Annotated in this window: 10 protein-coding genes; 2 read left to right on the top strand and 8 right to left on the bottom strand. The window is 70.8% G+C overall.

All coding sequences use genetic code 11. The features are described from left to right. Window positions 1-4 precede the first annotated feature (4 nt). Window positions 5-778 carry a LysR substrate-binding domain-containing protein gene (locus ACFXOO_RS13405; RefSeq protein ID WP_394563849.1) on the bottom strand — a complete coding sequence of 258 codons (774 nt, stop codon included), beginning with the start codon at window positions 776-778 and terminating at the stop codon, window positions 5-7. A gap of 48 nt (window positions 779-826) precedes the next feature. On the opposite strand from ACFXOO_RS13405, the gene ACFXOO_RS13400 reads away from it, so the two are divergent. Then, entirely contained in the window at window positions 827-1225 is a 399-nt protein-coding gene (locus ACFXOO_RS13400) for a DUF1304 domain-containing protein (RefSeq protein WP_394563848.1), read from the top strand. 24 nt (window positions 1226-1249) lie between these two features. On the opposite strand, the gene ACFXOO_RS13395 is transcribed toward ACFXOO_RS13400, so the two are convergent. The 3 genes from ACFXOO_RS13395 to ACFXOO_RS13385 form a co-directional block, all read right to left on the bottom strand. Further along, window positions 1250-1657, bottom strand: coding sequence for a transferase (locus ACFXOO_RS13395; RefSeq protein WP_378841730.1), 408 nt, complete (start codon window positions 1655-1657; stop codon window positions 1250-1252). A 255-nt stretch (window positions 1658-1912) separates the two neighbouring features. Beyond that, the gene (locus tag ACFXOO_RS13390; RefSeq protein ID WP_394563847.1) at window positions 1913-3286 is read right to left on the bottom strand and encodes an aspartate aminotransferase family protein; all 1374 of its coding nucleotides are present in this window, start codon (window positions 3284-3286) and stop codon (window positions 1913-1915) included. Between the two features lie 36 nt (window positions 3287-3322). Further along, on the bottom strand, window positions 3323-4810 hold the full coding sequence (locus ACFXOO_RS13385) for a CoA-acylating methylmalonate-semialdehyde dehydrogenase (RefSeq protein WP_378841635.1): 1488 nt from the start codon (window positions 4808-4810) through the stop codon (window positions 3323-3325). A gap of 91 nt (window positions 4811-4901) precedes the next feature. Between ACFXOO_RS13385 and ACFXOO_RS13380 the strand changes: the two genes are divergently transcribed. Beyond that, a complete protein-coding gene (locus ACFXOO_RS13380; RefSeq protein WP_394563846.1) occupies window positions 4902-6566 on the top strand; it encodes a PucR family transcriptional regulator in 1665 nt (554 codons plus the stop codon). 7 nt (window positions 6567-6573) lie between these two features. Here the strand turns inward: ACFXOO_RS13380 and ACFXOO_RS13375 are convergent, their stop codons facing one another. The 4 genes from ACFXOO_RS13375 to ACFXOO_RS13360 form a co-directional block, all read right to left on the bottom strand. Continuing rightward, a complete protein-coding gene (locus tag ACFXOO_RS13375) occupies window positions 6574-6927 on the bottom strand; it encodes a cupin domain-containing protein (protein WP_378841631.1) in 354 nt (117 codons plus the stop codon). Further along, a complete protein-coding gene (locus ACFXOO_RS13370) occupies window positions 6924-8363 on the bottom strand; it encodes an NAD(P)/FAD-dependent oxidoreductase (RefSeq protein WP_394563845.1) in 1440 nt (479 codons plus the stop codon). The genes ACFXOO_RS13375 and ACFXOO_RS13370 overlap by 4 nt, the downstream gene beginning before the upstream one ends. Before the next feature lie 179 nt (window positions 8364-8542). Next, window positions 8543-9316 (bottom strand): DNA-formamidopyrimidine glycosylase family protein, encoded by a 774-nt coding sequence (locus ACFXOO_RS13365; protein ID WP_394563844.1) that lies wholly within the window; start codon window positions 9314-9316, stop codon window positions 8543-8545. Next, the gene (locus ACFXOO_RS13360; protein WP_394563843.1) at window positions 9309-14156 is read right to left on the bottom strand and encodes a DEAD/DEAH box helicase; all 4848 of its coding nucleotides are present in this window, start codon (window positions 14154-14156) and stop codon (window positions 9309-9311) included. Before ACFXOO_RS13360 ends, ACFXOO_RS13365 begins: the two co-directional genes overlap by 8 nt. Window positions 14157-14286: the final 130 nt, after the last annotated feature.

The following is a 14286-nucleotide window of genomic DNA, read 5'->3' as shown; positions in this document are numbered from 1 at the left end:
CGCCTCACTCCCGCGAGGACTGGGCGGTGCGTCCGCGGACGATCCCCACGAACACATCGACGAGGGGCGTCGCGCGGTCCTGACGCCAGGCGAGGGCGACGGTCGAGACGGGTCCGTCGCGCAGGGGGCGGTGTGCGACGTCCTTGCGCTGGTGCGCGCGCGCGAGCGACATCGGAACGATCACCACCCCCACCCCGGCAGCGACCGTGGCGACGGCGTCGGCGGTCTCGGTCGGTGCGTCGAACGACGGCGAAACCGCGCCGGACACCGTCAGCGCGTAGATGTCGTCGCCCGGCACGATCACGATCTCGCCGTGCAGGTCGGCCAGCGTCAGTTCGTCGGCCGCGGTGAGGTGCGAATCGGCCGACATCATCACGACGGGAACCTCGTCGTAGAGCGCGATCACGTGCAGGCCGGAGGTGTCGATCGGGAGTCGGACGAGCGCGGCGGCAACGGTCCCCTCGATGAGCGACGCGCGCTGGTCGCGGACCGAGAGCTGCACCAGTTCGAGCGGCACGGCGGGCAGACGTTCGCGCCAGGTGCCGATCCACTTCCCGGGCGTCGCGCCGGGGATGACGCCGAGGACGAAGGGTCCGGATGCCGCAGCCGCCGGCTTCACGTCCGGCCCGGTGATCGACGCCGACGCGGATCGCACCGGCTTCGCCCCGGGCTGGGCCGCACCGCCCTTGCGGGGGCGGCCGGCGGGACCCGACGCCTTCGCGGGACGCCGGCCTGCGGAATCCCGCCCTCGCCCCCGTGAACTGCCGCTCTGTGCCACGTCGCCAGCGTAGTCGGGACGATATGGTTCGAGCATGGATGTTCGAGCATGGTGACGATACTCGCGACCGTCTTCGCGGCCCTCGCCGCGCTGCTGCACGTCTACATCTTCGTGATGGAGAGCGTGCAGTGGACGCAGCCGCGGGTGTGGAAGAGATTCGGTGTCGCCGATCAGCAGGCGGCCGACACCACGAAGCCGATGGCGTACAACCAGGGCTTCTACAACCTCTTCCTGGCCATCGGCGCGATCCTCGGAATAGTGCTGTTCTTCGCCGGTGGCCCCGACACCGTCGCCGATGTCGCCGGACGCACGCTCGTCCTGTTCAGCCTCGGCTCGATGCTCGCTGCATCCCTGGTGCTGCTGACATCGGGGGCGAGATACTTGCGTCCGGCACTCGTCCAGGGCACGCTGCCGTTGATCGGCTTCGTGCTGTTCGTCTTCGCCTGACGTGGGGTGGTGCGGCCGCGGCGCTTACGCCGCGAGCCGCAGGCCCCGACGATCGGTCGCGACGAGTTCGCCGTCGCCGACGGTCTCGTCGTCGCCGATCAGCGAACCGGTGGCGACGCGCGCCCCCGTGCCGATCTGCGTGCGGACGCCGATCTTTGCCCCCGCGCCGATGGCCGCTCCCGAGCCGATGTGCGCGTGCGGAGCGATGTCTGCATCAGCGCCGATGTGCGCATCGGACTCGACCCACACGCCGCGTCCCACGTGGACGCCGGCGGCGATCTGTACACCCGGCTCGATGTAGGCGCCGCTCTCGACGATGGCGCTCGGGTGCACTTTCGCCCCGTGCGCGATCAACCCGCGCCCGTTGACGTGCTTGCGGTACCGCAACGTCTCGCCACGGTCGTTCTCGATGTCGATGTAGTTCTTGCCCACGATCCCCTCCAACGGCACCAACGGTGCCGAGTAAAGAAATAACCTTCGACGGTGCCAGATCATTCCTGCACAGTGCATTCGTGGCCGATACACCATTGGATTGCCCACAACTCGACGGTACGCGCCTGAAAATCGTGATGCAGGGGGCTTGACGCGGGCTGCCTCACTGCCTTCAGATGGAGGGAAGCCGCCCGTCCGCGGAAAGAGCGCCGCCCGCGGGGTCGGATGAGCCGCCGGGTCGGACCGGCCGGCGTGTCAGATGAGGGACGAGTCCGCTTCCTCCAGTGCCCTGTCGATGACGTCCAGACCGCGGAGCAGGTCCTCCTCGCCGATCACCAGCGGAGGTGCGACGTGCACGCGATTGAAGTGGACGAACGGCCAGACGCCCTCTCGCTTGCACGCCGCGGCGACCGCGGCCATGGGCGCAGCATCCGCTCCGGCGGCGTTGAAGGGCACGAGGGGTTCGCGCGTTCCGCGGTCGCGGACGAGTTCGATCGCCCAGAACAGCCCGCGGCCGCGGACGTCCCCGACCGAGGGGTGCCGCTCGGCCATCGCCCGCAGGCGCGGCTCGACCACGCGCGCGCCCAGGTCGCGGACACGCTCGAGGATGCCGTCACGCGCGAAGACCTGGAAGGTCGCCACGCCGGCCGCGCAGGCGAGCGGGTGACCGGAGTAGGTCAGGCCGCCGGGGAACGCGACGGTGTCGAAGTGAGCGGCGATCCGGTCCGATATGACGACGCCGCCGAGAGGGACGTACCCCGAGTTCACGCCCTTCGCGAAGGTGATGAGGTCGGGCGATGCATTCCACGCCTGGAAGGCGAACCACTCGCCGACGCGACCGAAACCGACCATCACCTCGTCGGCGATCCACACGATGCCGTACCGGTCGCAGAGCTCTCGGACTCCCTCGAGGTAACCCGGAGGAGGCACGAGCACGCCGTTCGTCCCGACGATCGTCTCGAGGATGACGGCCGCGATCGTCGAGGCACCCTCGAGGACGATGGTCTGCTCGAGGTGCTCCAGGGCGCGCTGCGCCTCCTGTTCGGGGGTCGTGGAATGGAACGCGGAGCGGTAGGCGTAGGGGCCGAAGAAGCGGGCCACCGACCCGTCGCCGGGCTCGTTCGGCCAGCGCCGCGGGTCGCCCGTGAGCGAGATCGCCGTGGTCGTGTTGCCGTGGTAGCTGCGATATGCCGCGAGCACCTTGCGCCGACCGGTGACCGCGCGTGCCATGCGCACCGCGTTCTCATTGGCGTCGGCGCCGCCGTTCGTGAAGAACACCTTCGACATGCCGTCGGGTGCCACTTCGGCGATGCGGCGTGCGAGATCTGAGCGGACGTCGTTCGCCATCGACGGCTGGATCGTCGCGAGCCGGCCCGCCTGCGCCTGGATGGCCGCCACCAGATCCGGATGCTGGTGCCCGAGGTTCAGGTTCACCAGCTGCGAGCTGAAGTCGAGGTAGGAGTTGCCCTGGTAGTCCCAGAAGGTGGCGCCGGCACCTCCCGCGACCGGCAGCGGATCGATCAGTGCCTGCGCACTCCAGGAGTGGAAGACGTGGGCGCGATCGTCGGCGCGGACACGGGCGTCCTCGCCGGGATCGACGATCGCCGGCGAGAGCAGGGTGTCGCTCATGGGTTCTCCGTTCGGATTCGGGTGGTTGCGGCGTCGTCAGTGGTTGCTCGGGAATCCGAGGTCGACCTGCGAGGGGGTGTGACCCGGCCAGCGCGTCGTCACGACCTTGGAGCGCGTGTAGAAGTGGATGGACTCCGGGCCGTAGATGTGCGAGTCGCCGAAGAGCGAACTGCGCCATCCGCCGAACGAATAGGCGCCGACGGGGACCGGGATCGGGACGTTGATGCCGACCATGCCCACCTCGATGTCGAACTCGAACTCTCGTGCCGTCCCGCCGTCGCGGGTGAAGAGGGCGACGCCGTTGGCGTAGGGGTTGGCATTGATCAGGTCGACCGCGTCGGCATAGGTTGCCGCCCGCACGACCGCGAGCACGGGCCCGAAGATCTCCTCGTCGTAGACCTTCATCCCCGGCGCGACGTCGTCGATCAGGCTCACACCGATGAAGAAGCCGTCCCCGTCGAACATCTGGACCGTCCCGTCCACCACGACGCGGGCGCCCTCGGCGGCGGCACCCGCGACGTAGGCTGCCACCTTGTCGCGATGCTCGCGGGTGATGAGCGGTCCTATCTCGCTGGCGGCGTCGGTGCCCGGGCCGATCGCGAGCGATGCGATCCGCTCGCTCACCTTCGCGATGAGTTCATCGGCGACGGCATCGCCCACGGCCACCAGCACCGACACCGCCATGCAGCGCTCCCCGGCCGAACCATAGGCGGCCGAGACAGCGGCGTCGGCCGCGGAATCGAGATCGGCGTCGGGCATGACAACCATGTGGTTCTTGGCGCCGCCGAGGGCCTGCACGCGTTTTCCGGCCGCGCTGGCACGTTCGTAGATCGTGCGCGCGATCGGAGTCGAGCCGACGAAGCTGACGGCGCGGACGTCGGGCGAGTCCAGGAGCGCCTCGACGGCGACCCGGTCCCCGTGCACGACGTTGAGGACGCCGGCGGGAAGGCCGGCCTCGGCGAACAGGTCGGCCAGGAACAATGAGGCGCTGGGGTCCTTTTCGCTGGGCTTGAGGACCACCGTGTTGCCGCACGCGATGGCGGACGCCGTCATCCAGAGCGGCACCATCACCGGGAAGTTGAACGGGGTGATGCACGCGACGACACCGACGGGCTGCTTCGTCGAATGCACGTCCACGCCCCGTGACACCTGCTCGCTGTGTTCGCCCTTCAGCAGGTGGACGAGGCCCGCGGCGAACTCGACGTTCTCGATGCCCCGGCTGATCTCGCCCTTCGCGTCCGAGAGCACCTTGCCGTGCTCGCTCGTGATGATCGCAGCGAGCTCGTCCTGCCGCTCCACGAGGAGTTGACGCAGACGGAAGAACACGTCGGCGCGTTTGATCAACCCGGTGGAACGCCAGCCGGGCAGAGCTTTTCCGGCCGCCGCGACGGCCTCCTCGACGACGGCTGCGGTGGCGAAGGCGACTCGATGCTGCACGACGCCCGTGGCGGGGTCGTACACCGGGCCGGTGCGCTCGGCGGTTCCGGTGTCCGCGCCGTCGACGCGGTGGAGGATAAGACTCATGGGTGTTCCCCTCGGGGCTGTCGGACAGATCGACCGGCCATCGCTTAGGCTCGATCCATCCCAGCATCGCAGAGCACGAGGAAGAGTCCTGATGGCTGAACGTCGCGAACACGCGGTGATCCGGACGATCCGTCCGGTCGCCGACGACCCGCAGTCCTCACTTCCCACGGTGCACGATGTCCTCGCACTGGGCGCGGTCGTCGACGGCGTTCCCGAGGTGCTCGTCGGCGGTGCACTCCTCGATGCGTCGGTGCGGTGGGTGCACGTCAGCGACAGCCCCGGCGTCGCCCGACTGCTCGTGGGGGGAGAACTGCTGCTGTCGACCGGATCGGCGTGGCCCGATCAGCCGGACGAGCTGCAGACGTTCGTGGCCGGCTTGGCCGCGGCCGGTCTCTCGGGCCTCGTGCTCGAACTGGGCGTGCACTACCGGTCCGTGCCCGACGCGCTCGTCGATGCGGCCCGCGGGCACGCGCTGGCGCTGGTGGTCCTTCACCGCGAGGTGCGGTTCGTCACGGTGACCGAAGCGGTGCACCGCCGCATCATCCAGCACCAGATCCATGCGCTGGAAGCCCGCGACGAGGTGCGCGAGCGCTTCACCGCCCTTGCCCTCCGCGGCGCGCCCGCCGACTTCGTCGTGCACCAGCTCGCCCATACGCTGGGCGCGCCTGTCGTGCTCGAGAACCTCGCCCACGAGGTGGTGGCGGGCGAGGTGCCGCTCGCTCAGGAGGAGGAGCTGTTCTCGACGTGGGAGGTGCAGTCGCGCGCCGTGCACCGCGGTTCTCGCCACCCGTCGGCTGTCGGCCACGGGCATGCGCTCGACGAATGGCTCGTCGTGCCCGTCGAGGCGCGTGGCATCCGATGGGGTCATCTGATCGCCCTGCCCGGCCCGGCGCACCCCGCGGGCCGCGCAGCCGTGCTGGAACAGGGCGCGATCGCACTGGCCCTCGGCCGCCTCGCCGACGGGGACAGCGACGAGTGGAGCCGCATCGGTCGACGCCGGCTCGTCGACGGACTTCTCGCCGGACGTTTCGCGGGCGTCGCCGGGGCGGCCGCGCGCATCGAGGCTGCGGGCCTGCCGATCGTCGGCGCGAGGCTGTACGGCGTCGTGATCGCCGGAGCCCCCGCAACCGCCGAATCTGTGGACCGCGCTGCGCGTGCCCTCCGGGGACGCGCCCTGTCCGGGTCGGCCCCCGTCGGCGTCGGCGTCGGCACGGCCGCGGCGGCCGTACTGCTCTCCGTGCCCCCGGAGGTCCCCTTCGACGACGCGGCCGCGCTCGCGTTCGCGCGCACCGCCGTCGACGGCGCGGCCGAGCGGGTGGTCGTGTCGGTCGGCTCCGCTGCAGACGGCCTGGAGGGCGCTCTCGCATCGCTGCAGGAGGCCGTGGCACTGGCGCGGGGGCGGCGGCGAAGGGTCGGCGCCGGGGCGCAGCTGCGGCGGATGGCGGATCGCCCGCTGGAGCAGCTCATCATCGGACTGCGGGACGACCACCGGCTGCTCGAGCACGGCGAGCGGATGCTGGCGCCGCTCATCGTCCATGACCTCGAGCGCGGGGGTGACCTGCTGGACGTGCTCGAGGCCATGCTGCAGCATCCGGGCAATCGCACGGCCGCGGCATCCGCCTCGCATCTGTCCCGGTCGGTGTTCTATCAGCGCATCGCGCTCATCGAGCAGTTGCTCGGCCTCGACCTCGACGACGGCGAAACCCAGACCGGGCTGCACCTCGCGCTGCTGGTGCGGCGGGGGTCGGGCCGCTGAGCCCGGATCAGCCGGCGACGAAGACCTTGCGGAGGGTGTCGCGCACGGTCCAGACGGTGCGCATGCCCTGCTCCAGTCGCACGATCGACCCGGGGCGCAGCTCGATCGGCGGCAGTGCGGGCTCGATGAACTCCACCGTGGCGTCGCCCGCCAGGACGACGAAGACCTCGTCGGCCTCGACATCGCTCATCGCCCCCGCAGACATCTCCCACACTCCGATCGAGACGCCGGATGCCTCGTCCAGCGGCGCATACCGGGTGCCGGGTGTACCGGCCACCACCTGAGCGGGGGCGACCGTCTCGAACGGCACGGTCAGCTGCGCGGCATCCGTCACCTCGCCCGGGACGAGCCGCTCGCTCATGAGTCGAACCCGAGCCCGAGGGCATCCAGGGTGCGCAGCAGCACGTTGCGCTTGCCCGCGTTGTGGTCGGCGCGGTTCAACGACCAGCGCGTGGCGTTGATGCCGATCGCCGCGGCGGGTTCCGGGGGGAACGGCAGCGGGCGCCTGCGCACCATCTCAAGGGCCGTCCGCTCGGTCTCGCGTCCTTCGAGCAGGTCGAGCATGACCTCGGCGCCGAAGCGCGTCGCACCCACGCCGAGGCCGGTGTATCCGGCGGAGTACGCGACGCGTCCGCCTCGAGCCAGCCCGTAGAACGCGCAGAATTGCGTCGAGGTGTCGATCGCCCCCGCCCAGCGGTGCGAGAAGCGCAGCCCCGCGAGCTGTGGGAACGTCGTGAAGAAGTGGGAGGCGAGCAGTTCGTACGTCGACGGACGCTCCTCGTACTGCGCGCGCACCTTGCGGCCGTAGTGGTAGACGGCGTCGTACCCGCCCCAGAGGATGCGATTGTCGGCGGTCAGTCGGTAGTAGTGGAACTGATTCGCCATGTCGGCGATGCCCTGGCGATCCTGCCAGCCGATCGAGGCGAGCTGATCGTCGCTGAGCGGTTCGGTCATGAGCACGTAGTCGTACACCGGCACGGTCATGAGTCTGTTGCGACCGAGCAGCGACGGGTAGACGTTCGTGCCGAGAGCGACCTGCGCAGCCGTCACCGAACCGGCCGCCGTACGGACGACCGCCCCTGCGCCATCCGGCGTCTCGACGTCCTTGACCAGCGAGTGCTCGAAGATCTCGACGCCGAGGTCCTCGGCGACGCGCGCGAGCTCGGCCGCCATCTTGCCGGGGTGCAGCATCGCGCATCCCCGGGTGTCCCAGGTGGCTCCGAGGTACGTGGGCGAGCCGACGGCGGCGCGGGTCTGCGCCTCGTCGAGCAGGACGATGGTGTCGTCGCCCTCCGCGACGGCCTCGGCCTTCTGCTCCTGCAGCCACGCGAGCTCGTGCGGCTCGAGCGCGACGGCGAGGGCACCGGTGCGCTCGAAGTCGGCTCGGATATCCCATTCGGCGACGTCGGATTCGAACGCATCGAGGTTCTGCAGTCCCAGCCGCTCGAGGACAGCTGCCTCCTCGGGCCAGCGCGAGACGGCGTTCTCCCGTCCGTGGGTGATGCTCGCCTCGCAGAACCCGCCGTTGCGGCCGGATGCCGCCCACCCGACGGTGCGGGCCTCGAGCAGCACGACCCGAGCAGCCGGATTGCGGCGCTTGGCGAGGACGGCCGTCCACAGTCCGCTGTAGCCGCCGCCGACGATCGCGAGGTCGGCCGTGTGCGCACCCGTGAGGGGCTCGCGAGTCGGAACGTCGGCGAGGTCATCGAGCCAGAACACGCCGTGCCGAGTGTCCATGAGACTCTGTCGGATGGTGGATGCTGCCGGCTGTTGCCGTTCGAACACAGTGGTTCCCACGGCTATCACTTCCTGTCGAACGCGTCGGGGGCGAAATGTCCTCACAGTCAATACGTCGGCGTCGACGGAGGCAAGCGCCCGATGATCTCGCGGACGTTCCGCGCAGGGTCGAGGCGGGGTCGGACGGATTGTCGGGGTCCGCCGCGGCTACCGGAGGCGAAGCCTCCGCTCGGACAGCCTCAGGTCTGGCAGACCGGGCACCAGAACACATTGCGCTCCTTGGTCGGATCCGCACCGAGGGCGCCCGTTCGGATCAGGGCCCCGCATCGGCGGCACGCGCGTCCGTCGCGCCGGTACACCCAGGTGCGGCGCCCGGCGCGGGCATCGCCCGTGAAGGTGCGCTCGTTGCGCACCACGTTCGCCGTGATCATGCGTGCGCCGAGGTCGACGATGCCCGCAGCATCCGTCTCGCTCGCGGGCTTCGAGGGCAGGGTGCCGCGCACGAACAGGATCTCGTTCGCGTACTCGTTGCCGAACCCGGCGACGTTGCGCTGATCGAGGAGCGCCACGTGCACGGGCCGGTCGTCCGCGGCGAGCCGGCGCGCGGCCTCGGCCGGATCCCAGTCGGCTGCCAGCGGGTCGGGCCCGAGGTGTCCGACGATCCGATCCTCGTCGGCGGTGGGCAGCACCTCGACCATCGCGAGCTCGAAGCCGACGGTGTCGAGCTGCGCCGTGCCGACGATGGCGCGCGCGGCGTAGGCGGGTCGTCGCCATCTCTCGCCGGGTCGATAGACGTGCCAGACACCCTCCATCCGCAGATGCGAGTGCAGGGTGAAGTCGCCGATGCGCTCGAGCAGGTGCTTGCCGCGGGGGAGGACGGCATGCACCGTCTCGCCGCGGAGATCCGCGGTGGCGCTTCCCGGAACCCGGATGTCGAACCGGGTCACCGTCTCCCCGGTCAGAGCGTCGGAGAGTTTTCGGGCGGCGCGGAAGACGGTATCGCCCTCAGGCACGACCGGACTCCGCCGCCGGAGAGGTGACCGGCACGGCCGCGGTGGTCGTCGACCCCCGGCGCAGGGTGAGACCGCGTGGCGACTCGGCGAAGCCGGCGTCGCGGAGCGCCCGTCCGACGGCGGTGCCGTAGACGAATTCGCCGTTCACCTGCTCGATCGTCAGGGTGTCGAGGTGACGCGCGCGCGCCGTCGTGGCGACGCTCTTCGTCGCGGCGGCGAGTCGTGCCTCATCGTCGGTGAAGGCCAGCGCCGACTTGCCGCCGCGTTCGAGGTAGATCGTCAACGCGCCGTCGACGATCACCACGAGCCCCCCGGCCTTGCGGCCCGGGCGGTGGCCGACACCCTCGATCGCGGGCCAGGCGAGCGCGGCTCCGTAGGGGTTGGCGGGATCGGTGGCGGCGAGCGTGACGGTGCGCAGCGGAGCCGGGTCGGGCAGACCGGCGAACTCGCGGAGCCGGTCGACCGTGGCGGAGGCCGCGAACTGCGCGGCGCCGAGCTTCTCGATCACGTAGCCGCGTCGACAATGCCCGGCCTGCTCGAAGCCGGCCAGCACGCGGTACGCCTGGGCGAAGCCGCCGGGGAGGCCCTCAGACTGCACGGACCCGCGCGTGACGACCCCGTACCGGTCGAGCAGAAGACTGGCCGACGCCGTCGCGCGCAGGGTCGGGTCGGACTCGGGTGCGGGCAGCAGCGACCACCGTCCACCGAGCGCCGGCGGGCGCGGCGGTGTGCCCTGACGCGGAATCGTCGTGCTGCGGTAGAGACGGGAGCGCGGCGTCTTCCTCGCCACGCGGTGCGTCTGGGCCCCGCCGCCGAGCAGCGTGCGGATGGGGGCGAAGGTGTCGTTCGTGATCCGCCCCGACCAGGTCAGGCTCCACAGCGCTTCGATCACGGACTGCTCGTTCTCGGCCTCGGTGAGCTGCTTCAGCTGAGCCGCGAAGTAGGCCCCGCCCCCGGCCAGCGCCGTGAGCACCCGCTCCTCGAGCGACTCCGGGGCCACCTCGTCTTCGGGCGCGGCGAGCGTGAGCGCGGCGGCGTCGGCGGGATGCAGGGCGATCCAGCCGTCGCGGCCGGGGAGCGAACCACCACCCGACCACAGCACTTCGCCGCTCGCCGTGAGTTCGTCGAGCATCGTCGGACGGTAATCCGCGACCCGCGCGGGCAGGATGAGCGACTCCCAGGCACTCGCCGGGATCGGCACACCGGCGAGCTGTTCGACCACGGCGGCGACCCCGTCGATGCCCTCGAGCGGCCGCGTGACGTGCTGCCATGTGGGCAGGAAGCGCGCGAACGCCTCCGGCGGGACGGGCTCGACACTGCCCCGGATGGCGGCGAGCGACCGCATGCGCAGGCGGCGCAGCACCTCGGTGTCGCACCACTCCTGGTCCTGGGCGCCCCCGGCGCGCGTGCCGGCGTCGGACGTGTCGGGGAGGAAGTAGCCGCTCGTGATGCGGCCTCGGCTCTCGAGCCGCTGCAGGGTCTGCCGGGCGACCGCGACGCCCACGCCGAAGCGTTCGGCGACGGCATCCGCGGTGAAAGGACCGTGCGTCCGCGCGTAGCGCGCAACGAGGTCGGACATCGGGTCGCTGTGCGGCTCGAGGAAGGCGAGCGGGATGCCGACGGGCAGCGCCACCCCGAGGGCGTCCCGCAGTCGCCCGGCGTCTTCGATCGCTGCGATCCGGGGGACGCCCGCGATCGTCACCGCGATCGCGCGGCGCGCGTCGGCGAGGGCCGTCAGGTGGGCGGATGCCTCGTCCCGGAGCAGAGCCCGCATCGATTCGGTCTGTGCGGTCTGCGGCGCGGAGCCCTCGTTCGTCTCGGATGCATCGGCCGTGCTGTCGGATGCCTGCTCGACGGGATCGAGCCGGAGCGCCACCTCGGCGGCATCGAGCGGACCGAGCACGCGCAGCAGATCCGCCACGCCCTCGACGCCGCGCGCCCGCCGATCCGGATCGAGGCGCTGCGCCTCGCGCTCGAACTGCGCGATGATGTCGGGGTCGAGCAGCTCGCGCATCTCGACTTTGCCGAGCAGTTCGCTCAGGAGCGCGGGATCGACCGAAAGCGCGGCTGCGCGGCGCTCCGCGAGCGGCGAGTCGCCCTCGTACATGAACGCGCCGACGTACCCGAACAGCAGATCGCGCGCGAACGGCGACGGCTGGGTGGTGGTGATCTCGACGAGCCGGATGCGGCGGTCGCCGATGCTGCGGGCGATCCGCAGGAGAGCAGGCACGTCATAGACGTCCTGCAGCACCTCGCGAAGGGTCTCGAGGATGATCGGGAACGTCGGGTGGCGCTTGGCGACCTCGAGCAGCTGCGCCGACCGCTGGCGCTGCTGCCAGAGCGGACTGCGCTTGTTCGGGTTCATGCGGGGCATGAGCAGAGCGCGGGCCGCGCACTCGCGGAACCGCGAGGCGAACAGCGCGGAACCGCCCACCTCGTTCGTGACGATCTGCTCGAGCTCGTCGGGATCGAAGACGAACAGCTCGGCGCCCGGTGGCTCGGCGGTCGCGTCCGGCACACGCGCGATGATGCCGTCGTCGCTCGCGACGGCGGCGCCCTCGACCCCGAGACGCTCGCGGATCCGCGCATTCACGGCCAAGGCCCACGGGGCGTGCACCTTCATGCCGTACGGGGAATGCAGGATGACGCGCCAGTCGCCCACTTCGTCGCGGCCGAGCTCCACCGTGAGGCTCTTGTCGGTCGGCAGGCTGCCGGTCGCCTCCTTCTGCTCGTCGAGGTAGGCGAGCAGGTTCGCGGAGGCGCGGTCATCCAGCCCGGCCTCGGACAGTCGGTCCTGCGCCTTCTCGCGCGAGACGGACAGGAGGTCGCGCGAGAACTTCCCGAGCGCTTCGCCGAGTTCGGCGGGGCGGCCGATGCCGTCACCGTGCCAGAACGGAAGCTTGCCCGGCTGACCGTAGGCGGGCAGGACGTTCACGCGATCGTGGGTGATCTCGACGATCCGCCAGCTGGTGGTGCCCAGAGTGAAGACGTCGTTCACGCGCGACTCGTAGACCATCTCTTCGTCGAGCTCGCCGACGCGGGCGTTCTGGGACTCGCCGGCGATGAAGACGCCGAACAGGCCGCGGTCGGGGATCGTCCCGCCGCTCGTGACGGCGATGCGCTGGGAGCCCGGCCGCCCCGTCAGCGTGCCCTTGTCGCGATCCCACACCAGGCGCGGGCGCAGTTCGGCGAACTCGTCCGACGGATAGCGACCCGCGAGCAGATCGAGGGTCGCCTCGTACGCCGACCGCGGCAGCATGCGGAACGGCGCGCTGCGTTTGACGGTCTCGAACCACTCCTCGACGTCGATCGAGCCGAGGGCGGACGCGGCGACGGTCTGCTGAGCGAGGATGTCCAGCGGGTTCTGCGGGATGGAGATCGCCTCGATCTGCCCCGCCAGCATCCGCTCGGTGACGATCGCGGTGTGCAGCACGTCGCCCCGGTGCTTCGGGAACAGCGCCGCGCGACTGACCTCGCCGACCTGGTGACCGGCGCGGCCGACGCGCTGCAGGCCCGATGCCGCGGAGGGCGGTGCCTCGACCTGGATGACGAGATCGACCGCGCCCATGTCGATGCCGAGCTCGAGACTGCTGGTCGCGACGACGCAGCGCAGGACGCCGGCCTTCAGCTCCTCCTCGACCTGCGCGCGCTGCTCCTTCGAGACCGACCCGTGGTGCGCTTTCGCGAGCACGGGTTCGGCGCCGCCGGTGGAGCCCGCCTGCGCCATCGTCGCCGCGGGTACCGACGCCTCGGGCAGATCGAGTCCGAGGCGTTCGCTGTAGATCTCGTTGAGACGCCCGGTCAGCCGCTCGGCGAGGCGCCGCGAGTTCGAGAAGACGATGGTCGAGCGATGCTGCAGGATGCGGTCGACGATCGCCTCCTCGACGTGCGGCCATACCGACCCGCTCATCTCGGTGTTCTCGGGTCGCACGCGCGCATCACCGGCGAACCAGTCCTCATCGGGCGCGGCATCCGTCTCGGGTGCTGTTCGCGGGGGCGGTTCGGACCCGGGCGGCGGCGGCGGATTGAGCATGTCGTCGACCGGCACCACGACGGTCAGGTCGAACGCCTTCGTGGCGCGGGGGGCCACGATCTCGACCGGTGCGGATCCGCCGAGGAAGCGGGCGACCTCGTCGATCGGCCGCACCGTGGCCGAAAGCCCGATGCGCTGGGCGGGGTCCGCATCGGAGTCGTACGAGCGGCGGAGGGCATCCAGCCGCTCGAGGCTCACCGCGAGGTGGGCCCCCCGCTTGGTGGCTGCGACGGCGTGCACCTCGTCGACGATCACCGTGTCGACGCCGCGTAGCGTCTCGCCGGCCTGGCTCGTCAGCATGAGGTACAACGACTCGGGTGTCGTGATGAGGATGTCGGGCGGATCGGTGACCAGCTTGCGGCGGTCGCTGGAGGTGGTGTCTCCAGAGCGGACACCGACCGTGACGTGCGGCACCTCGACACCGAGTCGGCGTGCGGATTGCGCGATCCCGACGAGGGGGGACCGGAGGTTGCGCTCGACGTCCACCCCCAGGGCCTTCAGCGGCGAGATGTAGAGGATGCGCGTGGCGGGGGGCTTCTCGACGACGGGCGCGGTCGCGCCGCGCTTGCGACGGGGAGGAGCGGATGCCGCGGCATCCGGCTGCGCCTTCTTGTCTCGGAAGACACGGTCGATCGCCCAGAGGAAGGCCGAGAGCGTCTTGCCCGAACCGGTGGGCGCGACGACGAGGGCGTGCTTGCCGGCCGAGATCGCCTCCCAGGCGCCCTGCTGGGCGGACGTGGGCGCGGTGAACGCGCTGCGGAACCAGTCCGCGGTCGCGGGACCGAAACGGTCCAACACATCGCTCACCCCTCCATCTTGGTCGCTGCCACCGACATCGGGGCGGGTGGTGGCCGGGATGACGCGGCGGGCGGAACCGTCACATAGCGACACGGATGCCCGGCCTGAGCGACGCGACCGGAGAATTGGGTCTGCACCC

Origin of the sequence: Microbacterium sp. P03, assembly GCF_043556235.1 — a bacterium.
Classification (GTDB): Bacteria; Actinomycetota; Actinomycetes; order Actinomycetales; family Microbacteriaceae; genus Microbacterium.
Note: the sequence above shows the minus strand (reverse complement) of the source record. Positions and strands in the feature narration are given on the sequence as shown.